General features: G+C 36.9%; 24 protein-coding genes and 2 pseudogenes. 4 read left to right on the top strand and 22 right to left on the bottom strand.

Annotated features, from left to right (window positions below):
* Nucleotides 1-37 precede the first annotated feature (37 nt).
* From K9B36_RS11310 to K9B36_RS11300, 3 genes are all read right to left on the bottom strand, one after another.
* The gene (locus K9B36_RS11310) at nt 38-778 is read right to left on the bottom strand and encodes a DUF6946 family protein (RefSeq protein WP_223702168.1); all 741 of its coding nucleotides are present in this window, start codon (nt 776-778) and stop codon (nt 38-40) included.
* Between the two features lie 112 nt (nt 779-890).
* Complete coding sequence (locus tag K9B36_RS11305; RefSeq protein ID WP_223702167.1) at nt 891-1679, bottom strand: YwqG family protein; 789 nt, start codon at nt 1677-1679, stop codon at nt 891-893.
* A gap of 241 nt (nt 1680-1920) precedes the next feature.
* Nucleotides 1921-2631, bottom strand: coding sequence for an aspartate/glutamate racemase family protein (locus tag K9B36_RS11300; RefSeq protein ID WP_223702166.1), 711 nt, complete (start codon nt 2629-2631; stop codon nt 1921-1923).
* A 109-nt stretch (nt 2632-2740) separates the two neighbouring features.
* Between K9B36_RS11300 and pdxR the strand changes: the two genes are divergently transcribed.
* Nucleotides 2741-4162 (top strand): MocR-like pyridoxine biosynthesis transcription factor PdxR, encoded by a 1422-nt coding sequence (gene pdxR / locus K9B36_RS11295; RefSeq protein WP_223702236.1) that lies wholly within the window; start codon nt 2741-2743, stop codon nt 4160-4162.
* Nucleotides 4163-4366: 204 nt separating this feature from the next.
* Here pdxR and K9B36_RS11290 read toward each other — a convergent pair whose 3' ends face one another.
* Both K9B36_RS11290 and K9B36_RS11285 read right to left on the bottom strand, forming a co-directional pair.
* Nucleotides 4367-4879 (bottom strand): GNAT family N-acetyltransferase, encoded by a 513-nt coding sequence (locus K9B36_RS11290; RefSeq protein ID WP_223702165.1) that lies wholly within the window; start codon nt 4877-4879, stop codon nt 4367-4369.
* A gap of 25 nt (nt 4880-4904) precedes the next feature.
* Nucleotides 4905-5357, bottom strand: a complete 453-nt coding sequence (locus tag K9B36_RS11285; RefSeq protein ID WP_223702164.1) for a MarR family winged helix-turn-helix transcriptional regulator — start codon at nt 5355-5357, stop codon at nt 4905-4907.
* Between the two features lie 62 nt (nt 5358-5419).
* Between K9B36_RS11285 and K9B36_RS17070 the strand changes: the two are divergent.
* A pseudogene (locus tag K9B36_RS17070) lies at nt 5420-5579 on the top strand (GNAT family N-acetyltransferase); the annotation flags it as partial.
* A 22-nt stretch (nt 5580-5601) separates the two neighbouring features.
* Nucleotides 5602-5772 (top strand): hypothetical protein, encoded by a 171-nt coding sequence (locus K9B36_RS11275; protein ID WP_223702238.1) that lies wholly within the window; start codon nt 5602-5604, stop codon nt 5770-5772.
* Between the two features lie 31 nt (nt 5773-5803).
* Here K9B36_RS11275 and K9B36_RS11270 read toward each other — a convergent pair whose 3' ends face one another.
* The 4 genes from K9B36_RS11270 to K9B36_RS11255 form a co-directional block, all read right to left on the bottom strand.
* Nucleotides 5804-6043 (bottom strand): hypothetical protein, encoded by a 240-nt coding sequence (locus tag K9B36_RS11270; RefSeq protein ID WP_223702163.1) that lies wholly within the window; start codon nt 6041-6043, stop codon nt 5804-5806.
* Nucleotides 6044-6048: 5 nt separating this feature from the next.
* Nucleotides 6049-6705, bottom strand: a complete 657-nt coding sequence (locus K9B36_RS11265; RefSeq protein ID WP_223702162.1) for a hypothetical protein — start codon at nt 6703-6705, stop codon at nt 6049-6051.
* Between the two features lie 152 nt (nt 6706-6857).
* Nucleotides 6858-7955, bottom strand: a complete 1098-nt coding sequence (locus tag K9B36_RS11260) for a type I restriction endonuclease (protein WP_223702161.1) — start codon at nt 7953-7955, stop codon at nt 6858-6860.
* A gap of 326 nt (nt 7956-8281) precedes the next feature.
* Nucleotides 8282-8761, bottom strand: a complete 480-nt coding sequence (locus tag K9B36_RS11255) for a hypothetical protein (protein ID WP_223702160.1) — start codon at nt 8759-8761, stop codon at nt 8282-8284.
* A gap of 348 nt (nt 8762-9109) precedes the next feature.
* Between K9B36_RS11255 and K9B36_RS11250 the strand changes: the two genes are divergently transcribed.
* On the top strand, nt 9110-9334 hold the full coding sequence (locus K9B36_RS11250) for a DUF2188 domain-containing protein (protein WP_223702159.1): 225 nt from the start codon (nt 9110-9112) through the stop codon (nt 9332-9334).
* Nucleotides 9335-9778: 444 nt separating this feature from the next.
* Here K9B36_RS11250 and K9B36_RS11245 read toward each other — a convergent pair whose 3' ends face one another.
* The 13 genes and pseudogenes from K9B36_RS11245 to K9B36_RS11185 all read right to left on the bottom strand — a co-directional run bounded on the left by K9B36_RS11245 (nt 9779) and on the right by K9B36_RS11185 (nt 22352).
* The gene (locus K9B36_RS11245) at nt 9779-10666 is read right to left on the bottom strand and encodes an AlbA family DNA-binding domain-containing protein (protein WP_223702235.1); all 888 of its coding nucleotides are present in this window, start codon (nt 10664-10666) and stop codon (nt 9779-9781) included.
* Between the two features lie 125 nt (nt 10667-10791).
* Nucleotides 10792-11190, bottom strand: a complete 399-nt coding sequence (locus K9B36_RS11240; RefSeq protein WP_223702158.1) for a hypothetical protein — start codon at nt 11188-11190, stop codon at nt 10792-10794.
* A 482-nt stretch (nt 11191-11672) separates the two neighbouring features.
* The gene (locus tag K9B36_RS11235; RefSeq protein ID WP_223702157.1) at nt 11673-12080 is read right to left on the bottom strand and encodes a DUF6508 domain-containing protein; all 408 of its coding nucleotides are present in this window, start codon (nt 12078-12080) and stop codon (nt 11673-11675) included.
* A gap of 244 nt (nt 12081-12324) precedes the next feature.
* Nucleotides 12325-13797, bottom strand: a pseudogene (locus tag K9B36_RS11230) (DNA/RNA helicase domain-containing protein); the annotation flags it as partial.
* 42 nt (nt 13798-13839) lie between these two features.
* A complete protein-coding gene (locus K9B36_RS11225) occupies nt 13840-14697 on the bottom strand; it encodes a hypothetical protein (RefSeq protein WP_223702156.1) in 858 nt (285 codons plus the stop codon).
* 2 nt (nt 14698-14699) lie between these two features.
* Entirely contained in the window at nt 14700-15761 is a 1062-nt protein-coding gene (locus K9B36_RS11220) for an AAA family ATPase (protein WP_223702155.1), read from the bottom strand.
* Nucleotides 15739-16899, bottom strand: a complete 1161-nt coding sequence (locus K9B36_RS11215) for a DUF262 domain-containing protein (protein ID WP_223702154.1) — start codon at nt 16897-16899, stop codon at nt 15739-15741. Before K9B36_RS11215 ends, K9B36_RS11220 begins: the two co-directional genes overlap by 23 nt.
* Nucleotides 16900-17694: 795 nt before the next feature.
* On the bottom strand, nt 17695-19071 hold the full coding sequence (rlmD, locus tag K9B36_RS11210; RefSeq protein WP_223702153.1) for a 23S rRNA (uracil(1939)-C(5))-methyltransferase RlmD: 1377 nt from the start codon (nt 19069-19071) through the stop codon (nt 17695-17697).
* Between the two features lie 445 nt (nt 19072-19516).
* Entirely contained in the window at nt 19517-20158 is a 642-nt protein-coding gene (locus tag K9B36_RS11205; protein WP_223702152.1) for a 2OG-Fe(II) oxygenase, read from the bottom strand.
* 274 nt (nt 20159-20432) lie between these two features.
* The gene (locus K9B36_RS11200) at nt 20433-20606 is read right to left on the bottom strand and encodes a hypothetical protein (RefSeq protein WP_223702151.1); all 174 of its coding nucleotides are present in this window, start codon (nt 20604-20606) and stop codon (nt 20433-20435) included.
* A gap of 13 nt (nt 20607-20619) precedes the next feature.
* Nucleotides 20620-20820 carry a hypothetical protein gene (locus K9B36_RS11195; protein ID WP_223702150.1) on the bottom strand — a complete coding sequence of 67 codons (201 nt, stop codon included), beginning with the start codon at nt 20818-20820 and terminating at the stop codon, nt 20620-20622.
* A 121-nt stretch (nt 20821-20941) separates the two neighbouring features.
* Nucleotides 20942-21805, bottom strand: coding sequence for a DUF2785 domain-containing protein (locus K9B36_RS11190; RefSeq protein ID WP_223702149.1), 864 nt, complete (start codon nt 21803-21805; stop codon nt 20942-20944).
* Nucleotides 21795-22352, bottom strand: coding sequence for a GNAT family N-acetyltransferase (locus K9B36_RS11185; RefSeq protein WP_223702148.1), 558 nt, complete (start codon nt 22350-22352; stop codon nt 21795-21797). Before K9B36_RS11185 ends, K9B36_RS11190 begins: the two co-directional genes overlap by 11 nt.
* Nucleotides 22353-22381: the final 29 nt, after the last annotated feature.

Here is a 22381-nt window from a genome sequence, read left to right as displayed (position 1 = left end):
AGTACTCCGAAATTTTGTACAGGTGCACATCTCTATTTTATAAATCCGTCACAATCTTCCCCACATACAACGGTATTCCCTTCGGAACAAACTCCCCTCCGTTAACCGCTACTGGTCCCAACAGTTCATTTGGCTGAAGGTCAATCTGCTGCTCGAATAAGTCGGATAGGAATCTAATAAAATCATCTTTGTTTCTCGTAACATTCTTGGAGTTTGTTTCAACTGAGTGGAATTCATGAACTAGGAAAATGGCTTGGGTAGCTCCACACTCTTTTGCTTCAATGATGGTGCCTGCAATGGCGTGTAGAAGTTGATATCTGAGGTGTTCGCTTGTTTGTGTGCCAAGGATGGAGGACGTTAATTGTTCAATTCTGTTAGGAACATTGGACCGTGCACTGACACTCTTCAGGTAGTCACCAACCAATTTCCCATAAGACTCATCAGCCTTTGCTTCCACGGATATAAGAATTCTTTCCCTTCCTGTTTCTCCAATTAGCACGAGATCATGATTTCTCCCTTTTCCGTAATTGTCTAATCTAGTTTCTTTTTCAGGGTATGCTTTAGTAATCTTAATGTCTTTCGTAACTTCATTTTCCTCGAACAATGACTGTAACTCGTCAGGCACCTTTGCTACTCCATCTCGAAACCAGCATTTTGCAAGTTCCATAGCACTTCTTAAATCTTTCAGATGGCCATCTCCTTTTGCAGGAGCTGAGTAGGTCAGCCAGTCGCTTAATGAATGGATTTCTTCGTTTCTTTTTCCGTATATTTTGATCATCTGGTTCCCACCTATCATTTCATCAATTTATACACACCTGGGCGAACTCTCTCTAATATAAATATTTTTAGAAAACAGATAATATAAGCAGGGGGCGATTCACCCTCGCTTTCTAAAAACACTGCAGCGTAAACTTCACTCTATCAAATTGCTTCCTCAACAGATCCTCTTTTTCGATACAAAAATACAGCATGCCGCAGTCGCCCCACAACACACCCAAATCTTCTTCATCAGAATCGATTTGGAACAAGAGGACAGGGTCTTTTCCATTTTCAAAGAGCTCTTCAAACACGTCATTTTGAATATTCATCGGCTCTCCTAGTAGATAATGCGCCGCCTCCAACTTACCATTTCCGAACTCCGGCTGCATCAGCTCCTGACGGAAATTCCAAAAGTCTTCCCACTCTTCCTCATTCAGGCTCTCCAAGTTTGCTGGATCCTCCGAAATCGTAACCATTGCCTCAAAGGATAATGTAAAGGATGGAAATGAAGTGAAATCACTGCTCCTAAAATACTCTCTCCGATTCAACTTACTCATATCCCCATCAAAATACATCACCTTAAAGCAGCCTTCATCCTCCTCAAACCCCCAAGGTTGCTCCATCGCATCATAAAATAAGTACAAAATTCCGTTCTCAGGCAAAAGACCTGCTTGATCAAAAGGCTTTACGTCCACTAAATTTATCTGTAGCATAAAAATCAGCGGTCCCTGCTCATAACTGGGATACTCCCACCCCTCGGGCAAATCCGGAAAACCTCCCATTTTAGAAGAACCTAAAGGAATTGCTTTCTCATTCGACTTCGTTTTTGTCATTTTAATAGCCTTTTCAAAAGAGGCTATAATAGATAATTTATGCTGGTGAAGATCGTGTTTATGTAGTAGCTGGTCGATTGGTTGCATGCGGGTTCCTCCTAATAATCTTTCTGAAAATAAATCTAAAAGGTTACCAAAAAGATTCTACACATTTAGACAGAATACCTTTATTTCTCAATTGAAAACACATAGATTTTCTAAATTATTGGGATTAAACATAACCATAAAGAACATGCTTTTTCTTTTTTTATTATTTTCATTAGAAAGGGTTCTGCGTACCAATTTTGTTCTTCTCTGCTTCAGAAGCAGAGAACTTTCCCCTGCTCCCCTACTTCATCCCCACTTCATCTAAATTCAGCGCTAAGTCCACAACATTTTTGGCATGAATATGTGTAGTATCAAATAATGGAATTGGTGTATCCTCCTGACTTATAAGTAAAGGTATTTCCGTACATCCTAAAATTATCCCTTCAGCACCCTGCTGGACTAGTTGATTTATAATATCCAAATAAACACTCTTTGAGGATGCACTAAATTCCCCTCTACATAGCTCATCAAATATTATATTATGAACATCTTCTCTTTGTTTCACATTAGGAATTAACACATCTATATTCTGTTGTTCTAATAGTCTTCTATAGAAGGTTTGTTCCATTGTAAACTTGGTTCCAAGCAAGCCTATCTTCGTTATATTTTGCTTTTTTATTTCCTTAATAACAGACTCAACGATATGAATGACTGGAATCTTGCACGCTCGCTGGATCTCGTCAGCCACTAAATGCATAGTATTTGTACATATTACAATTAATTCTGCGCCTCCATGTTCTAAACATTTGGCAGCTTTTATCATTTTATCTGTTGCCTTATCCCATTCTCCCTTTCTTTGTAAAGCAGCAATGTCTTCGAAATCAAAGGAATAGATTAAACATTTTGCCGAATGTATTCCTCCTAACTTTTGTTGAACGTAACGATTAATATAGGAATAATAAACACTCGTTGACTCCCAACTTAATCCTCCAATTAATCCTATAGTTTTCACCAACATCTCCCCCTTATTTTTAATAAAAAGATAGCATGATATACTGGTCTTAAAAAGATCCAAAAATAATGAGTTTTGACAGTACCAGATTGTCGCAAAGGAGATTCGGATTATGTGGTTTCAGGTCGATAAGTCTAGTAGAAAAACGTTGACACAGCAAGTATATGAACAATTGATTAATTATATTTTAGATGGAAACATTAAGACGAACGAAAAATTGCCGTCTTCAAGAGAACTGGCAAATTCTCTAGGAGTCTCTCGAAATATAATTTTAGAAGTATATGATCAGCTAGTTTCAGAAGGATATTTAACAGTTATCCCTAGATCAGGTACATTTGTTGCACCTGGTTCTATGATAAATAAAATTAAATACCAAGATACATATAAAGAGAAGCTAGTTCACGAAGAACCCTCCAAGGATATCATTGACTTCAAAGCTGCTACTCCAGCAATGGACCACTTTCCCCGAAAAGTATGGGGAAGACTGGCAAAAGAAGTATGTTATGAAGCATCTGACTCTATTTTTGGCTATCAATCATCCGAAGGTCTTTTAGAACTAAGAGAAGAATTATCAAAGTACCTGCATATAAATAGAGGCGTTAAAAGTACTTCCGAGCAAATTGTCATTACTTCAGGTGCAACTCAGGCACTGTCATTAATTACAAAACTATTAACTTCTAATGGTGAATATATCGCCGTAGAAGATCCAGTCACGGACGAAATGAGAACCATCTTCTCTTATAATGGCGCTTCTATCTTTCCGGTACCTGTAGATGATAAAGGAATCAATCCAGAACATCTTTCACAGGAAAGTCCACCTGGTTTTATTTTTGTACTACCGTCACATCAATTTCCTTTAGGAGGAACGTTAACGGTTCAACGAAGAATTCAATTAATTGAATACGCAAGAAAGTTCAACTGCTATATTGTAGAAGATGATTACGATAGTGAATTTACTTATGAAGGTACACCAGTTCATTCTGTGCAAGGTCTTGATCCGGAAAGAGTAATTTATGTAGGTACATTCAGCAAGATATTATCACCAACATTAAGAATTGGGTATGTGGTCTTGCCTACCAGTTTAATAGAATCCTTTAAAAAACTAAAATGGTATACCGATCGCCATAACTCATCCCTTGAACAATTAATACTCACTAGATTTCTAAAAGATGGTTTCTTAGACCGACATGTTCGAAAAATGAAACGTATCTATAAACAACGAAGAGATACCCTTGTCAATAGTTTAGGTAGGCACTTTCCAGATTGTACTATTTTGGGACAAGCAGCAGGTATGCACTTAGTAGTGGAATTTCATTCAATTGAATTTACTAAGAAATTAATAAAGTCGGTAGAAGAGGAGAGTAATGTAAAAATCTACTCTGTTGATCAATACTCAATTTTAAAGGGTTCACATCTTAATAAAATTGTAATGGGATACGGAAGTTTATCTGCTGAAAAAATAGAGGAAGGTGTAAAGAACCTTAAAGATGCGGTTTCGGTGTATATGCAAACTGGGCGGAGATTAAATTGAGGGGAAACAGAATGGCTAAAACGTGGAGTATATTTATTTGTATATTTTTATAAAAAGTTAAAAAGGAAGCAGAGAACCGTTACATTGCTTCCCTGAATGTTAAAAAACAGGGAAACGCGAGGACCGTCCCCGTGTTTCTCCCCGTGTTTCTTCTTTAAAATGCTTTGGTGTATACATGACAAGCCGCCTTTCACAAAAAGTTTATTAGAGTGTTTTCGTCATAATCAAGTCCACTTGTTCATCATCACCCATAAAAAAGGAGTGAGAACCGGTTTGGATAAATCCCTTTTTCTGATAGAACGCAATGGCGTTTTCATTATCTTCCCAGACGCCTAGCCAGATTTTCTTTTTCTGCTGTTCCAGCGCAATTTCCATCGCTTTGTTCATCAGGTGTTTTCCAAGACCGTGTTTCTGGAATTTTCTCTTCACATAAATCCGCTCGACTTCAAGCGAGTCACCGTCCATTGTTTCTGACTGGGCCTCATCGGTATTGACCTTCAGATAGCCAGCCAGTTCCTGATTGAAATAAATAAAATAGAATTGCGAAGAGGGGTTGGCTATTTCTTGGGTGAGTTGGTCCAGGTTGTAGGCTCTTTCCAAGTAGGCATTCAAGTGCTCTGGTGAATTCTGTTCCTGGAAAGTTTCCCGAAAAGTTTTCGTGCTGATTGTTTGCAGATCTCGAATATCTTCTAAAGTACACTTCTTCATCATTATCATTTAGATAGGTCGCTCCTTCAGCTCGTTAATAATCCCGTTTATTGCCTTTTTTAACAAATTCCCAGTCCTTCTCGACATTTTTCCGAATTCGCTCCAAAAGCTCATAGGCAGTCGCCATTTCTTGATCAGAAAAACCCGCTAAGGCCACACGATCAGAATGTTCATTCTCTCTTATGATGAAAGGGTAGATCGTTCTTCCTTTTTCCGTTGGAAATAACTTTTTATTTTTTTTGTTGTGGGGATCTTCTTTCTTTTCAATAAAGCCATTCATTTCTAGTTTTTGAATTGCACGGGTTGCGGTAGAGCGATCCACCTTAATCATTTCGCTCACTTGTTGCTGAATGATTCCTGGGTTTTCACATATCCTCACCAAATACAAATACTGTCCTTTTGTCAGGTCCATTTCTTTGAATTCGATATTGCTGATGGAATCCAATGCGCGGGCTATCATGCCAACTTCTCGTAAAATATCTTTCATAAGCGTCTCCTTCATGAATTTATTGTTGCAAATGCACCGATAAAAGTATATATTCAATATAAATCATTTTTGTTGCAATTGCAACAATATCCGTAGAACAGGGAGCTGCACAAGTAAAATTACATGGGCAGACGCATGCTGAAGGTTTCTATCATAAACTTGGTTATCGGACTGTATGATGGTATCCCACATGTTCTCATGATAAAGGAAGTAACTAATTGAGGGTTGGTAATGGGGGAATAAAATGAAATATGTTTTCTATATTATTGGGATTTTACTGTTAACCCTGGGTCTTTCGTTCACGATTCAATCTAATCTAGGAACGTCACCATTTGACGCCGTATTGGTAGGGCTAGCTAGAAATGTTGGCCTTACTGTAGGAATCTTTAAGTTATCTGTTTTTATAAAAAGTTAAAAAGGAAGCAGAGAACCGTTACACAGCTTCCCTAAATGGTAAAAAATAGGGAAACACAAGAACCGTCCCCGTGTTTCTTTCTATACCTTGCTGGAACAGTGGAGCTCTTGTTTCCACCCACCTCCTGTGAAACCATATCTCCCATCGTTGTCCCAAAATCCTTCCATTTCTCTCCGTATTCCTTCGTAACCCATTCTCTAATTTCTGCTATGCTTCTTTCGTTTCCTAGTGCTTTAAATGCTTCTAATACTGCTTCTGTCTGAGTTTTCATTTTTATCACCCAATCAAACTGCTCATTTTTTTAAGCCATATTCTTCTATTTTCCATTAATGCAGGTCTTGGATGCAAAAAGTAAGGAGGTTGACGATAATTTATACCGGTTATATTTTGTAGTAAGGGATGCTTTAGTGCTTCTTCTGCAATTTTTCGTATACTTGAATTTGTTCCCCAGCCGGCAATAACTGGGCCATTGTTTTGATTTAAAAGGGCTTCTAATTCTTTCTTCCGTCTACAAAAAAGAATAGAATGCTCATACTTCTTTTTGCTTTGGAGTAGTTTAAAGGTTTTTAAAAATACGTTGATATTCCCTGAACAAATATCAGATAAGTTAATAATAGCCGTATGGTTCCATTGCTTTAGTTTCATCAATCTCATTAGTTGCCATTGGGTCTGGTCAGATTTCGCATCAACAAAAGGAATCGTTTCCTTTGTTGGAACAAGAACTGGAATATCATAAGATTGATCAGATGCACTACAGGCTCCTGGATTCACAAGTAAAAAAACTGCATCAATACTGCTATTAAGAGCAAAACCTTTTCTAAGCAATCTCGCTTGATTTCGGCACGTATAGTATTCTTTTTCGACTTCCATCTTATAAAAGCTAGCTTTCACCTCAAACTCTTTTAAGAGATTCTTGCTATTGAGCAATTCCATTTGGTAGCCTCCTTTAAAATTTAGAGTCCATACTACAACCAGGGAGCGAGGCAAAAGTAAAGATCTTCAATCTCCCTTTAAAACCTTGAAAAAGGCATAGCAAAGAAGCTACACCTAAAGATGTTTTTAAAATCCACCATGTCATTTTCCATCTATTTATTAGCCACAAAATCAAACGTCCTAGCCACAGCCAGCAATTCCTCTTTGTAGGTTAGAATGTCGTTAACATGGTCAATTTTATAGGTTGTTCTACCTGCATCATTCAACTGGATATATTTTTGGTTACTGTTAAAGCCTAGTCTACATATCCATCTTCTAATGCTGTCATCTAGTAGAACGTTTAAGTAACTCTTGTTGTCTCTGTAAAAAATCCTTGAAGGATCGATAGCTTCTTTTAAAATTAATTTCACAATGACATATCCTTCAATTTCTTCTTCTGTTGTAACAATTTCTTCTTCTTGTGTTGTATTCTCTGTAGGGGATAGTTTTTCTTTCTCAATCTCAATAGATGCTTTTATGTCTGGAGTTGCTTCAGTGGAGGAGTTTAACGCTTTTTGTAGCTTTTCATTTACTTTTTCATTCACATATTGATTTAAAGATTTTTTAACCAAATCCCTAAAGTTTTCAACCACCTTCTTGGTCTTAACACCGGAGTATATTTCATTTATGACAACTTTCACAAATTCCTCAGAGGGTTCTTCCCATTGTTGGGATAAGTATTGTTTAATTTCACCTGTATACTTTAACTCCGAAGCTGTAGTTAAAACATTCACAACATCAAAGTCTTGTTTTCTAAACTTTGCTAATTCTAGTATTTCAATATCTTTTAAATCTAACATGTTAATAGTGAAGAATGGCTTCTGATCCATTTTGTTTTGCTCTTCTAAATCGGTAAAGAAATTATATTCTATTCCATTAGTTAAAATGGCGAATTTTGCTTTTGTAGTACCAAAGTATCGAAAGAGTTGGGAATCATGCTTCGTTAAAATCTCGTTTACACTTTTAGCTTCAATAAGGATAACCGGGTCATTTTCACTCATAATGGCGTAATCAATTTTTTCACCCTTTTTAATACCTACATCCGCTACAAATTCAGGAACTAATTCTTCAGGATTAAAAATATCATAACCGAGCATCTGTAGCATTGGCATAATCAAAGAGGTTTTCGTTGCTTCCTCCGTATGAATACTATCCTTAACTCTTTGGATCCTATTAGCTAAATTTTTAATTTGCTGCTTAAACTCTTCCATAAAAAACACTACACCCCTTATAAATATGAATTTCATTCTAATTAGAGTATACCAAATATATTATAATTTGTCAGATTATTCATAAAATAACCAAATCTAGATTCACTTGATTAATATAGAAGAACTAAAAAGAAAATAAAATAACTATATTTATAAAAAAACGGGAACAAGCAACAGTCTTAGTTAAGATTGTTGTTTTTGCTCCCTAAGGTCAGATGACGATGTAAAATTTTTCGATAATCTTACAATTGCACCACGCTAGAGAGACTGTCCCTCTGTCTCGTTTTCTACTTCTCTCCTGCTACTTAGGTCGAACCGGAAATTTATTAAGTTTCTCTAAAACTATTAAAAACATTTATCGTACCCAATTTCATTGCTGCATATATTTGAAAAATCGCGCGTTCATTTTCATTAGGCACCTTAATCATTTGCACAGAATAGTTTTTATACATATACTCTCTAGCATCTCTTATTGATATTAGGTGAGGATATTCATCCTTTAATGTAGTTAGTTTGTAAGAGATGGTTGCTTGTTCTCTGGTTACTGCACGTAAATCCACACCTATTCGCGTAGCTAAATTTCTAGAACGGCCAACATAAAGCATTTGATTATTAGTATGGTTAGTAATAAGAAAAACACCTTCTATTGGTAAGTTGTCTTCTCCCAAAACTTTCTTAATAGTACCCTCTGTTAAGCTTTTTATTTCATACTTTGGCGCACTAATCAATTTATCTAGTCTTTTGGGTAAGCCTTCATATATATTTTCAAAAGAGATTACCACATTATCCAACTCGTATTTTTTCATATAGCACCTCCATTTAAAGTCATCCTATATCACTTTGATATGTTATGTTTTCCGTTGCTTCTTTCTCATTTTCATAATTAATGGTATAGCATTTAATTTTTTTGTACCAAAAAGACGATCCGGGCATATGTTTTCTGAATATTCTATAAACTAATATTTGAACCTTTCCCAGGGTGTCCGTGAATGTCACAAAACAATCAGTAAAGAGAAATTCTGAAACACTGGTGTAAATTTTTCAAAATATGATATTCTCTAACATAAAACATCCTTTCTTCTCCAATATTTCGACAAATGGGAGGAAAAACCTTGTCCATTGCTGAATTATGATAAAAGGAGGTGTATATTATTATGGGGAAAAACCAACATGTAACTCCACATCCAAATGGCGGATGGCAGGTCAGAGGTTCTGGAAATTCTAAAGCTACTTCACGTCATGATACACAAAAGGACGCAATAGACGCTGCAAGAAATATTGCTAAAAACCAAGAATCAGAGCTAATAATTCATAGATCTAATGGCAGAATAAGAGATAAAGATAGTTATGGTAACGACCCTTATCCTCCAAAGGGCTAAGGAATGTCAGGACAACCCCTACATAAAGGGTGTTGGCTTTTTACAAATAAAAGAAAAACTATAATTAATCAAAATCACATCCTGTGGACTTCATAATCACCATTTAGTGCTCTTTTCCCCAGTACAGTGTCCCGCACAAGAAGCGGGACACTGTCCCTCTGTCTCTAAGGAACCTAAACGGATAGAAGGTAGAATCCCTGAATTAAAGTGTAGTGCCAAAGCGGTTTATATAGTAAAGAAGACTGAGGAAATGGAAAGGGAGTAAATGGGGGAAATCAGTTTGAACCCTTACAGGATAAGGGATTGGAGAAATATTGGACAAAAACAAAAAGACTGGACCATTATTGGTTCCAGGCCGAATTTGTATTGATTTTACGATTGAATCGGGAATGAAGATAAAAAGGATTACCCGTTTTCTTTACAACTCCTTTTCAGTTAATAGGACTAAAATTTATTTAACTTTTTTACTTTCCATAAAAATTTCCCTTTAGCAAAAACAACACACTCCTGCGCCTTACCAACATATTCATTTCCTAATGTATCAAGTAAATATAATTTAAAATTCAAATCCAAGTCACAGTGACCGTATTCATCCATTTCTAACCGAAGACAATCACTCGATTCAAAGCCAAATCTAAAATCCATTGTTATTTCAGCCTTTGGGGGAATTTCCAACCGATAGTCCGCACCTGGTATATAACTTGCATGTCCAAAGAGACGATGTTGAGTACGTAACTTATGTGAGTCCCACACTTCTAAAAATCCTTTATAAATAGTAATTGGGAAATCAGTACAGTTTCTAAAAGAACATTCTAGGGACGCACAACTACTCTCTGCATCAACAGCTCGTAAATAACCATCAAGAATATGAATTTCAAATTGCCCTTGCTTATAGAAATAATCGAAATCAGATCTCGTAGCAAAATCATTTTTACTTCCTCGTCGAATATAACAAAAGCCTTTATGTAATTTATTATAATCTTTTTTAAGCAAGTACGGTTGGCATTTTGGTTCTCTAATTTCAAGTATAGCTAACAAATGATTTTTATATGTAAGGTAATGTATCTGACAGTCTAACTGAGGCTCAATGTTTTCGAAAATTAACTCTTGGTAGGTAGCTGCATCAATTGGCTGTATAATATTAAAAAGCTCTTTTTCTTGTTGAGCTGATTCTTTCACACCAAATATAATGTAGCGAGATCCAATAATTTTAGCATTAGCCATAGCAATTACATCTTTTAATAAACTATCGTAATTTGTTCTTACATATAACCCTTTTTTAAAATCTAAATGTTCACTCTCAGTTTGATCAAGTAATTTTTCGAGTAACATTTTATCCACATTCTACCTCCTCTATTGTTTTTATTTACCACATTAAATAGAATACTTGACCAAAAGGGTCATACCCCTTTCAAGCATATTTAGAGGATTTCATTTTCCATAACACTTTTCCAATCTTATCTGAATCTTACAAGTCGTAAATATGACCTGTAGTGCTTTTCCATGAAGTCCAAAAACTCTTTTCTATTGAAATCAAAAGTATCGCTTTCATAAAACGTAAAGTGTACTGCATCGAAATTTTGACTATCAACTTTAAAGTCAAACCCATTTTTACCTCTTGACCTTTTGTTTGTAACACCCGTTATTAGAACATCCTCTTCAGATAAATCACCATGGTTATGATCCATGCAAATGTTAATGTTCGTTTTTCGAATATCAATTTGTATCCAACGCTTTTTAACTGAACTTACATACACATTTCTTCGATTAGGATTCTTACTACTCGGTTTAATTACTACTCTATCAAACTTATCCAAACACCCTAAAAAGTCGTGCAATATTTTTACTGTCGGCATTGCGTAAGTCCTCCTTACCTAAAAAATTTTAGCCGAGTCATGGGAAATGTATTTTTCCTACATTACTAATTTCACTAAAAATATCAATATAATCTAAGTTTTTCCCACAAAGAACTAAATTCTTTTTTTCAATTACCAAATAACTGGTTCTAAAATCACAAACTTCTCCTATTCTTTTCTCCTTACTATGTATCACCAAAATAAATTCTTCTCAAAATCCCCCTCTCCAACCCGGATTCTTCCGTTGCAGAATAAAATGAAGTTTTCTTACAGCACCACAATTTTTAGTGTTTTTTGATTCAAGTATCGCAGTTTTTACGCATTTTTAGCACAAAAATTCACGAGTTAAAAAAAATTTTCCGAATAAATGGATTCGAAAAAGACCAGAAACCGAGACAAGACAAGGATTTTTACAGAAGAAGGCCTAGAAATCGGAAAAGTTTATTTTCACGAAAACCGGGTCGGAGTATCAAACTCCTTTACTAACTCCTGTTTAATCTTTCAAGCCACTTCAATATGCAGCCGCTCTTAAAAAGATCTAATAAAGCGCCATCACAAAATCGCTCGGCTCTTACAGCACCCATAATAAGTGCAAGCACACACTTTGCATTCAAATTTGAAACATCAGTATTATTCATAGATTCCGTACCCCATTCAAGGCCGTTATCTTTGAGAATATCTCCATAACGGGTAAGTTCCATATCTTTATTACTTTCTTCGAAGGTGTAAACGTCGTCGATGAAGTTATTCACCATTTCGGAATAACGTACAGAAGGCATCTGAATCGGATGCTCCGATTTTTCACAGTTTTCTTTATCTATAATCCATTCACCAATACTATCTGCCTGGATGATAGGAACGTATTTTGTCAATATATCAAATTTACTCAACCTCGTCCTCCTCGGTATCGACATTTCCAGAAGCCACAGGTACGGTTCCCCTGACTTTGATTTGGTAATTCACTTGTAGATATTACCAGACGATCCAATATAATTCTAATAATAATTAGCTGTTCATTTTGAATTCGATATTATAAACGAAGGACCCAATACGAATTCAAAATGGGACAAGGGGACAGTACAGTGTCCCAAACATATCAGAAACGGGGCACTGTACCTGTCCCTCTGCCCCTCTTTATTCCTTCACCCTATAACTACTTTCACCTTCCGCAACCATCGACTCATCAAGGAAAAATTCATTTTCTCTATAAACAGCATTACTCTCCGCAAACCGCTCTCTCAAATACTCACCCAGCCCAGCATCCGTACAATACACATAACAACCCTTCTGCCCTCTAGTCATCAAAGTCCTATATGTATTCCTGATTATTTCATCTGCTACCTTTGCTGCATTAATTGGGTCTTCCTTTAACAATTTTTTCAATCCTTTTAAAGAGGAATCAGTCTTTGCCCTTTTGGTATGGTCAGTAATCACCTTTCCGTTCTCTACCCGCATGTCATCTCCAATGATAACTCCTACATATTCAAACTCTAATCCCTGACATGTGTGAATACAGCCTGCTTCATTTACTGACTCGGAATCGATTGCCCAAGTAGCGGAGTTGTCTAAGTTCCAACTCATTTTGAAGTCGTGCTTTTCCAGTACAATGTCATAATGATTGGTATTGCTTTTCCCTTCCTTATCCCAGTTCCAGCAGTAACCAGCTACAATTCGTGATTTATTGTTTTGATTTTTGCTAACTATTTCTCTACGCATTTCATTGGGGTCATCGAATACTCTAAAATCATACTGGCTACCAATGTAATCGGAGTTTGCAGTTTCACGGATCTGCAGAACATCATCCAGCCATGCAAGGTAACCGTCGGACCCATCACAGCGGAATTGGGATTCAAGGTTCATGATGGTCAGGGGTGCGTTATGTTCTTTTGCAAATCTTCCTATTTCTCTTAAACTGCCTGCATCCTTTAATGTTACTCTCTGTCTTTCATCAATGAAGAAGATGGAGAACTTGGATGCTTCTATGATCTCTTTCGTCTGGTTCTCTCCTAGGTTCTGAAACATCCCGGACTTCAAGTTAAATCGATGGGCTTCATCCACAACTAGGACATCAAATTCATCTTTCGGTGCGTTTACATAGCTCCCAGAACCTTTAAAAAGATTATCAATATGCCCTTTTCTGAAATCACTTTTAAGTTTAGTAGAGTATATATTCCGAGGAGCAGCATTCTTTGTTACGTACTGACAGACCATGCTTTGGTTCGTCAGGTAGACTAGTAGATTAATTGCCAGTACTGATTTCCCTGTCCCAGGCCCACCTTTTACCACCATTACTTGCTTTGTGTTCGTCCGTAAGGCTTCCTTTGCAAGATAGACCGCTTCCTCATACACTACCTTCTGATCATCTATCATAATAAACTCTTCATTTCCCTTTAGCATTTTGTTAAGAGAATCCTGCAGTGACTTGGATGGACGGATACGACCGTTCTCAATTTTATAGAGATTTTCCTTATTATCACCAAACTGTATGTACCGTTTAATAAAATCCCGTAACTTCTGCGCCTGACCCTTTACAAAAACAGGGGCCTGCTCAATATAATACTCGTAAACCGGGTCGGTAAGAGAATCTGTTAGACAACTATCTAAATATTCCATCCCTTGCCATATTTAGAGTCATTTACTTTTACAGTATTAACCTTTATTACTAATAGTGTGATCCCTTTCAAATCTTAATACAATAAATAAATCTCCTTCTCTATATCCGAAACACCGAAACCTTTGGCTTGTCCTAAATTTATAAATCTGCTTATTCGTGTAGGGAGAGTTCAAAAACCAATTATCTTTTTTGGATGGCTGATATTTCTTGTATTCTAATCCATCAGATTTTAATATTGCATCCCAACTCATTTCGCTAAACATCTTAAAGGAAGAAATAAACGCTCTCTCCTCATCTTCTTCGAGAATATTAAAATCGTAGCCTTCTTCTAAGTATTCAAATGATAGATTAGTACCATTAAATCTATGATTACAATAAACTCTAGCATCTATCAAATATTTTTCGTATAGTAAATCACAAAGACTCAAGTGCTCTTGAATATTTATTATATCGATTAAAACTCCATTTTTTTTAATTTCCAAAAGGTTATCTACAAAGCTAGCATTTTCAAATGATAAAACCACCTTAGCTCTTTCGCATGCTTCTGCAAGGGAATAACCATTGGTTTCACTTGTAAACTGGCAAGTATATCGATCAGTATCCTTATGTCTTTGATCCTCATGCCAGAATGAGGGGTCAGACATTAGGCTGTTTAATAATTGTTTAAATCGACGAATCTTGTTATTACTTCTTGATCTTTTGTCTCTAAAAGCGTCATGTAGGCTCATATCATTTGTAACCTTAAATGTATATAACTCATGGTGTTTTGAGAACGAGGCATTAGAAGATTCCATTAATTTTTGTATTTTTAATAATCCACCTAACGAGTCATAAAAATCCTCTAATTTTTCAAAACTACCATCCAGAGAAAGTTCATTAATTAAAATTTCCATAATTACAACCCCAATAATTCATCTAAGTCGTCATCAAACTGATCAAATAGTCCTTCTTGATGATTAATGACATTTCCATTATTATCAAATCCAATATTAACTGAATTTGAGACCATTTCATTCTTATCTATAGAAAAAAAGTATACTGAAACATTTTCTTTAGCTATATTTTTTTTATTAATTGATTTTCGTACCCCATTAAAGATATGATCACTATGAGTTTCAATTACGAATCTAATTCCATTTTGAGAAGTAAAAGTTAAGAATTCTGTTAATTTAGACTGAGCACGTGGGTGCAAATGTATTTCTGGGTTTTCAATAATAATTAGGTCACCTTTTTTAGAGGTTAAAGCACTGACAAGTATTGAAACTATATAACTTAGCCCCGAACCAATGTTTTTAGGTCTAACATACCGATTATTTACAGATAAGAATTTTGCTTTGACCTGATCTGTATCTTTTATATCTTCTGTAATTAACTCACTATTCACAATGTATTTCAGCCAATAATTCAATTGTAGAGCAAGGGTAGAACCAACATTCTTATCCTTAATTAAGTACTCTTCAACTGGATTTTGTTTATTTAATTCATAATAATCTATTGCATATTCTCCTAAGATGCCAAAGTCATTATATTTTTCGAAGTTTTTACCATATAAATCTTGGGAGCCTATTCTTTTTGAAGATAGATAATGAATGTTTTTATTCTTTTGGTGTAAGTACTTAGTCAGTTCATTCTCATTTGGGTTTACTTCACACTTAACAACGCCATCATCTTCAACAAAATTAAGTGTTATACCTTCAGATTGAGACCTTAGATTTATAGAAAAAGACTTTGAATTCTTAATAAAATTCCTTGCATCTGAAAATTCCCCTAAAGATACTAAACTGCCATTTAAAGGCGAACGTCCATCGTCAGTTATATTTTGAATCACTAGTAATAATGCTTGTATTACTGTGGATTTCCCTGCAGAATTCATTCCTACGAGTAACGTAAAATTATTTAAATCAAGAGAAGTTTCATCGAAACTCTTAAGACCATTAATCGTTAGATTTGTAATCATGTAAAAACCTCTCCTTCATATCATCAAACATGCTAAACACCTCAGGAATAACAATTCCACGACCTCTATCATCGGTAAGTAACTTATTTAATTCTCTTGTACTTAATAATTCATTACACATTCCCTTTAGATACTCCTTATATTCATGGCAATATTTTTGATCAAAATGTGCAAATAAATAACCAAATGCTTCAAATAAAATCATGTTTATTGGATTTTTTTTATCACTATTGGATAGCCTTCTAAAGGATGAACCTTCTCCAAATACAATATAGTTATTTTCCATAGAGATCTTGAAAATAGTTATTAAATATTCAATTTCTTCATCCTTGCACTTATTCAGATACTCCATTGATTTCCCAAGGAACTCATCAATATCATACTTATATTCAATTGTTGATCCATTAGGGTCGACAAGATGACCTTTCTTCCATAAATAAAATGAAATGAATCTTAAGACCAAATAACGGTCTTTCATTCTTGTAGAATTTATAGAATTACTGGTTACGGCAGTAAATATATCTAGTTGAACCAGATTTCTAAGTAAAATGGTTGATTTACCTTGATACAACGCATTTCTCATTTCTTGATTATTTAAAGGAGTTCCACCCCTATTAACCCTATCAAATATGTCAAATTTTATTCTATCCGGCGTAGGAGGCTTAATCACTTGAGCAATTATTTGAAAATCCTCTAAATTTGCCTTCATTTTGTCTTCAAGTTCCTGAAAAAATAAACCGTTTAGAGATTTAAGTACTTTGAGGTTTTTTAATTTAAATTCATTTTGCAAGAAGGAAAAAAAAGTGGTTAAGCGTTGACGTCCATCGATAACTACTAGTTCTCCATCTTTTGTTTCATTCAAATAAAATATTGGAAGTGGTATCCCCATTAAAACAGATTCTATTAATTCTGATTGCTGATCCTTTTTCCAAACAACCTCTCTTTGAAAATCAGGGTCTAATATCAATTGATCCCTTAAATATTTACGATTCAATTCAAAGATAGAGTACTGGCTTCTTTCAACTTTTATATTTGCTTCAGGATAAATATTATGTTCATTTTCCGAGATAGAAACATCTATTAGTTGGCCGTCCTCTGAATCAAGGTTTTCTAACTCTTCAAGAATCTTATCTTCCATATCATCCCCACCTTCTAATATTTATTTAAATTTAATTATATGTATTATTTCCATTTGTATGGTGATCTAAAATAAACTTCATAATTAATATTAACACTAGTTGTTATATCAAAAGTATAAAATGGTATAAGAATTCTTAATTGATGGAAGTAAAACCTTTCCCTCTGACCAATATGTATATACTATATTGGAAAACGTATCTGTCCCCGTATCCATCTTAACTCTTCTCTTCCTTTTAAAACTCCCACACTAAACTCCTTTAACTAATATTTTATACCTTATTATACCATTTTCGATTATACATTAAGATAGAATATTCAAAACGATTTAATGCCTCTAAAGATTTCTTTTGAGATGAAACCAGTTCCAGTAGGTAAAAACTTTACTCCATATCAACCAAAATTTAATTCTGATTGATAAAGCTTAGCGGAGGATTGTTTAAAAAATAACTTGATGTCCAGTTAAACAAAATACTCGTAAAATAATACTTAAGAGCAAGCCAGACTTACTAGGCGCTGATTCTCTCATCCCCCACGACAAAAAGAGACAGATTGAGAGCCTGTCTCTTTTGTTAAGATTAATTTTTATATAGTTTTTTAAAAGAATCGAAAGGACCGTACCGATGTTTCAATACATTTTACAATGTAGGATTTGCCTCACCATATTTCCCTACTCATTTTCAACAACTCTAGCCACTTCATGTTCGCACTTTTGGCACTTTCCTTTTAAGAGAATTCCAAATTGATGATTATCAATTGTAAAATAGACTTTATATAGTGAATAAAACAGAACCGGTTATTTGAGCTCTACCCTAGCCACCGCCTCACAATGCACCGTATGCGGAAACATATCCACCGGCTGCACCTCAACCGTCCTATATCCCCCATCCTCCAACACTCTCAAATCCCTCGCAAGTGTCGCCGGATTACAGGATACATACACAACCTTCTTCGGTTTCATCTTAATAATCGTCTGCAATAAAGCTTCATCGCAGCCTTTTCTCGGCGGGTCGACCACTAACACGTCTGCCGTAATTCCTTCCTTATACCACTTCGGAATCACTACTTCTGCTTCTCCCACACCAAACTCTGCGTTGTCAATTCCGTTCAACAGAGCATTGCGCTTGGCATCTTCAATTGCTTCCGGTACAATCTCTACTCCGTAAACCTTCTTTGCCTTCTGAGCTAAGAACAAAGAAATCGTCCCAATCCCGCAATATGCATCGATCACGGTTTCTTCTCCAGTCAAATCAGCATACTCCAACGCTTTGTCATAAAGCACCTTTGTCTGCTCAGGGTTTACTTGATAGAAGGAACGAGCCGAAATGGCGAATTTGATGTCGCCGATATAGTCGTAGATGTATTCCTCGCCCCAGAGCACACGAGTCTCATCTCCAAAAATTACGTTCGTTTTCTTCGTATTCACGTTCTGCACTACTGACTTCACTTCCGGCAACGCTGCTGTGATCTCTTCCACGATTGCCTTCCTATTCTGAATGTCCGGTGTTCTCGTAATCAGCACGACCATCACTTCACCCGTAACAAGTCCATACCTTGCCATCACATGCCGCAACACACCTTTATGTGTTTTCTCATTATAAGCACGCACGCCATGCTTTTCACAGATTCCTCGAACGGTCTGTACCACACGGTCGTTGGTTTCCTGTTGGATGAGGCAGTCTTTCATTTCAATAATTTCGTGGCTGCGCTGCTGGTAGAAGCCTGCGATCAGTCCGCCTTCTCTTTCTCCAATCGGAACCTGTGCTTTGTTGCGGTAGCGCCATGGATTGTGGTCCATGCCAAGAACCGGGTGAACCGGGATATCTTTTAGATGGCCGATTCGTTCTAACACATCTGCCACTTGTTTTCTTTTAGCAACAAGCTGGCCTTCATAGCTCAGATGCTGGAGCTGACAGCCGCCACATTGTTTGTAGATAGGACAAGGAGCATTGACTCGATAAGGGCTTTCTTTATAGGTCTCTTCTATGCGACCGAATGCGTAGCCTTTTTTCACTTTGGTTATTTTTATTTTTATCTTTTCCTGTGGCAGGGCATTGGACACAAAGATGGGATAGCCGTTGATTTTTGCTACCCCTGCGCCATCATGTGTCAAATCTTCCACTGTCACATCGTAATAGTCATTTTTCTGTACTGGTGGTTGTAATACCGTCATGAGTTTTCTTTCCTCCACGTTAAAATCGCTCTAACGATTGTACCATATGGCGGGGGGCGTTGCCAGTTGAGGTTGCTGCTTGCAAAAAGGTGAGGACGGTTAAGACTGCTGAAATTGCAATTAAAAAAGAAACTTCCGATAAACACTCGAAGTTCCCGTCAGTAATAACTATTCTTTTCAGCTGTAAAACCAAATCTAAAGACTATTCTACCTTAAGCATAGACTAGAGGATTAATATCACTTTCCTACAAAACCTTTTTCAAAAGTTGATTCCTTTTATTTTTTTCAATCCCATGCGCCCCAACGATTCTCATTTTTTTCAATCAAACGTTTGTTTGAAAAATTCTATTGTACTAAAATGCACTGGGACAGTGGGGACTGGTCCCTTGTCCCATTTCCTCGGTAAAAGAACCTGACATTTCTTCCCTAGTGCATAGTCGTATTCCTATCTAAACTGCTTCCTGCGCATCCACTGTGTTGCAGCCCACTTATCTCCAACGATAACTGGTGCACCCCCGTGGAGAGTTAAATCATTCAGAGCTTGGTCATCATAGAAATACTCAAAATACACGGCCATGCCTTTTTGAGGGGATATGGAAAGTTTGAGCTCTGGAAAAAACGTTTCCCCGCCTTGCTCCACATCATTCAAATACATAACAAGTGTACTGATTCTGGGGTTGCTTGCTGCTTTGCTTGTGGAACTGAAAAAGTCAAAATGGGCTTTATATTCTTGCCCTGGTTTATAATTAAGAATTTGAAGTCCGTCTCCATGTTCAATTGGTATATTCATAATATGAGAGATTCTTTTTTCAATCCTCGTAACCACATCGCTTTCGCCTTCTTCAAAGAACATGCTGCTGCTCGTTCTGAGGTCATCTTCTTCCCGCATTGATCCAATTTTCGACCGTTGTATTCTATCCTTGGACAAACTGATTAATGCATCACATTCCTCATCACTTAAAACATTCCCTAAAACAACGATAAGCGGTTCTTCCATTCTGACAATAATGTTAACCTCTCGATCCTCGGTGGTGATTTTGTTCCCAACATGGTTAAAAATCGTTTGTTCTTTCGTGTGTATCATCATTTTTCCTCAACCCTCTTATTTATAATTTTCCAAAAATTAAAGAGACAAAATATGATAGAGAGCTTAATAAATGTAATTCTGCTTTGTACACCACCCAGAGGAAAATTAACACTAAAATCAATATACAATCTACAACAAAATTATGCAAACTGGGACAGAGGGACAGGTACATCGTCCCACCAATTATTTACAATATAAAAATGCGACCTTATCAAAATAGGAAGGTCGCACACTTGTTAACTCGCTATGACTTCATGAAGATACATCCGAAACCTTAGTCAGCATTCCGCACAAACAGGTAGACAATGAACCCGAGCGGCCCTAGGAGAAAGACAACTAATGCCCATAAGCAGCCGATGTTGGTTCCGCGTTTCTCCTTGGCATCACCGTATACCCAAATCAGTGCGATTAACCCGATAACCCACCATAATAGCGCGAAGATCTCCATCTAATCATCTCCTTTATGTTTTGTCTCGAACAATTAAATACGCAATAAAACCGATGGGCCCTGCTGCCAAAACGACAAGTGCCCAGAGGCAGCCGATATTGGTTCCCTGCTTATCCTTTGCGTCAGAGAATACCCATAGAGTGGCTAGAATACACAAACCCCATATTAAAAGGATAAATATACCGATAATTATACCAATTCCTGAGACATCCATTTCCCTCACTCCAATATAGGAAGACTACTATGTTCTACGAGTATATGTCAGGAGAGGTTTCATTTTTCCATTTTGTTTAGCTGTGCCGCCAGAAATACAACCTTTCTAGTCGATGTGCTACCTATCTATAAACTTGCAGATGCTTATCCTTCATGATTTCAATCAAACACCTTCTAAGATTAGATGCAGTATCACCATAAGCCAATCGGAAGTACAACGACCGAAGAAAACTGACCACATTTCTGCGTTTGTTAAAATAACCTATCGAGAAACCATCCCCCTTATGTAGTTCATCGAGCCTACCGGAAAGTTGATGCGCTAGCTTTTTCAAAACAGACTCTGACATGCCTTTTTCCAAAAGAGCCTCCACCGCAAAAACCAATCGTTCATCCTCGTCGTCTATGTAAATCGCTTCTTTATATAAGCAACACTGTATGGCAGCTAAGCAACTGTCTGCCAAATCCATACTGAAGGAGGGATGCTTGATTGCTGCGGTCAGAAGGTCTGCCCCATGTGCAATGCTATGCGCCCACCCTTTTCCATCAACGAACCCTCTTGTGTCCACCTCTTTTTGCAAGTAAAGAATACTGCTGCTTAAAGCCTGTTCCACTAGCTCCTCAGGCAAGGTCCCTGCAACTCTATCTTTATTAAGCTGCAGTGCGATTACCAGCGCAGAAAAGGAACGAGTAAATACTGAATCCGTCTCCGTCTCACCAATCTTGTAAAAAAGATGTTCCTCATCTAAACAAGCTGCAAGAATATGCTGTTCCTGCAAGGAGGTAAGCATGTTTTGAGTGATCAGTTTTCCAAACGCAATATAGATAAGTTCATCCCGCAGCTCTGAATCTGTTGAACCAATGTTACTCAGCATGGTTCTTATCACCATATCCAGCTTGCCTTCCGGAATGCTATTTTCATTAATAAATAGAGTCAATGTATGTTTCAAATTCAACGCCGCTGCTTCCATTTCTACCTTACTCCCCATACATCTCTTCCCATTCCTCACGCAGCACCCCAAGCTTCACCGAATCATAGCGCTCGCCATTATAGAATCTCGCTTTTCTAATGCGCGCCTCTTCCTGCATGCCAAGCTTTAAACCGACCTGAATCATCCGCTTGTTCCCGGACCATGTGGTATAGCCGAGACGCGGAAGGTTTGGAAAGCTTCTAAAAAGGTGGGTAGTCCAAAGCTTGATGCTTTCCGTCCCATACCCGCCGTTCCAATACTTCGGAAGATAGATGATGATGCCAAGCTCCATCCAGTTAGACGGCTCATGCTCCCAGTAGTAGGTAACACTTCCGATGATTTCCCCACCCACCACAATAAGCCGTTGAGAATCAAGTCCTTTTTCAATATCCCCGCTCATCCTTTCTACATAGGTTTCATACTCCACCCGCTTTAAAGGAAAATACGGTGCATCCCATTTCTTAAACTCCGGCTCTTCCTCACCATAAATAAGATTCCAAAGAACCGGTAAATCCTCTTGTTCAACAGGCTTAAGTTGTACTTTGTTTCCATTAATAACTTCCAAACTTGCCAGCTCCTTTTGTACTTTTACTA

Source organism: Sutcliffiella deserti, from assembly GCF_020037475.1.
GTDB lineage: Bacteria > Bacillota > Bacilli > Bacillales > Bacillaceae_I > Sutcliffiella_A > Sutcliffiella_A deserti.
The sequence above is the reverse complement of the archived record's forward strand: the minus strand, read 5'-3'. Positions and strand labels throughout refer to the sequence as shown.

Bases quoted from the DNA above. Each gene is read 5' to 3' on its own strand.
- K9B36_RS11310 (WP_223702168.1), bottom strand. From the start codon at position 778: ATGATCAAAATATACGGAAAAAGAAACGAAGAAATCCATTCATTAAGC.
- K9B36_RS11305 (WP_223702167.1), bottom strand. From the start codon at position 1,679: ATGCAACCAATCGACCAGCTACTACATAAACACGATCTTCACCAGCAT.
- K9B36_RS11290 (WP_223702165.1), bottom strand. From the start codon at position 4,879: ATGATAATGATGAAGAAGTGTACTTTAGAAGATATTCGAGATCTGCAA.
- K9B36_RS11285 (WP_223702164.1), bottom strand. From the start codon at position 5,357: ATGAAAGATATTTTACGAGAAGTTGGCATGATAGCCCGCGCATTGGAT.
- K9B36_RS11275 (WP_223702238.1), top strand. From the start codon at position 5,602: ATGAAATATGTTTTCTATATTATTGGGATTTTACTGTTAACCCTGGGT.
- K9B36_RS11270 (WP_223702163.1), bottom strand. From the start codon at position 6,043: ATGAAAACTCAGACAGAAGCAGTATTAGAAGCATTTAAAGCACTAGGA.
- K9B36_RS11265 (WP_223702162.1), bottom strand. From the start codon at position 6,705: ATGGAATTGCTCAATAGCAAGAATCTCTTAAAAGAGTTTGAGGTGAAA.
- K9B36_RS11260 (WP_223702161.1), bottom strand. From the start codon at position 7,955: ATGGAAGAGTTTAAGCAGCAAATTAAAAATTTAGCTAATAGGATCCAA.
- K9B36_RS11255 (WP_223702160.1), bottom strand. From the start codon at position 8,761: ATGAAAAAATACGAGTTGGATAATGTGGTAATCTCTTTTGAAAATATA.
- K9B36_RS11250 (WP_223702159.1), top strand. From the start codon at position 9,110: ATGGGGAAAAACCAACATGTAACTCCACATCCAAATGGCGGATGGCAG.
- K9B36_RS11245 (WP_223702235.1), bottom strand. From the start codon at position 10,666: ATGTTACTCGAAAAATTACTTGATCAAACTGAGAGTGAACATTTAGAT.
- K9B36_RS11240 (WP_223702158.1), bottom strand. From the start codon at position 11,190: ATGCCGACAGTAAAAATATTGCACGACTTTTTAGGGTGTTTGGATAAG.
- K9B36_RS11225 (WP_223702156.1), bottom strand. From the start codon at position 14,697: ATGGAAATTTTAATTAATGAACTTTCTCTGGATGGTAGTTTTGAAAAA.
- K9B36_RS11220 (WP_223702155.1), bottom strand. From the start codon at position 15,761: ATGATTACAAATCTAACGATTAATGGTCTTAAGAGTTTCGATGAAACT.
- K9B36_RS11215 (WP_223702154.1), bottom strand. From the start codon at position 16,899: ATGGAAGATAAGATTCTTGAAGAGTTAGAAAACCTTGATTCAGAGGAC.
- rlmD (WP_223702153.1), bottom strand. From the start codon at position 19,071: ATGACGGTATTACAACCACCAGTACAGAAAAATGACTATTACGATGTG.
- K9B36_RS11205 (WP_223702152.1), bottom strand. From the start codon at position 20,158: ATGATGATACACACGAAAGAACAAACGATTTTTAACCATGTTGGGAAC.
- K9B36_RS11200 (WP_223702151.1), bottom strand. From the start codon at position 20,606: ATGGAGATCTTCGCGCTATTATGGTGGGTTATCGGGTTAATCGCACTG.
- K9B36_RS11195 (WP_223702150.1), bottom strand. From the start codon at position 20,820: ATGGATGTCTCAGGAATTGGTATAATTATCGGTATATTTATCCTTTTA.
- K9B36_RS11190 (WP_223702149.1), bottom strand. From the start codon at position 21,805: ATGGGGAGTAAGGTAGAAATGGAAGCAGCGGCGTTGAATTTGAAACAT.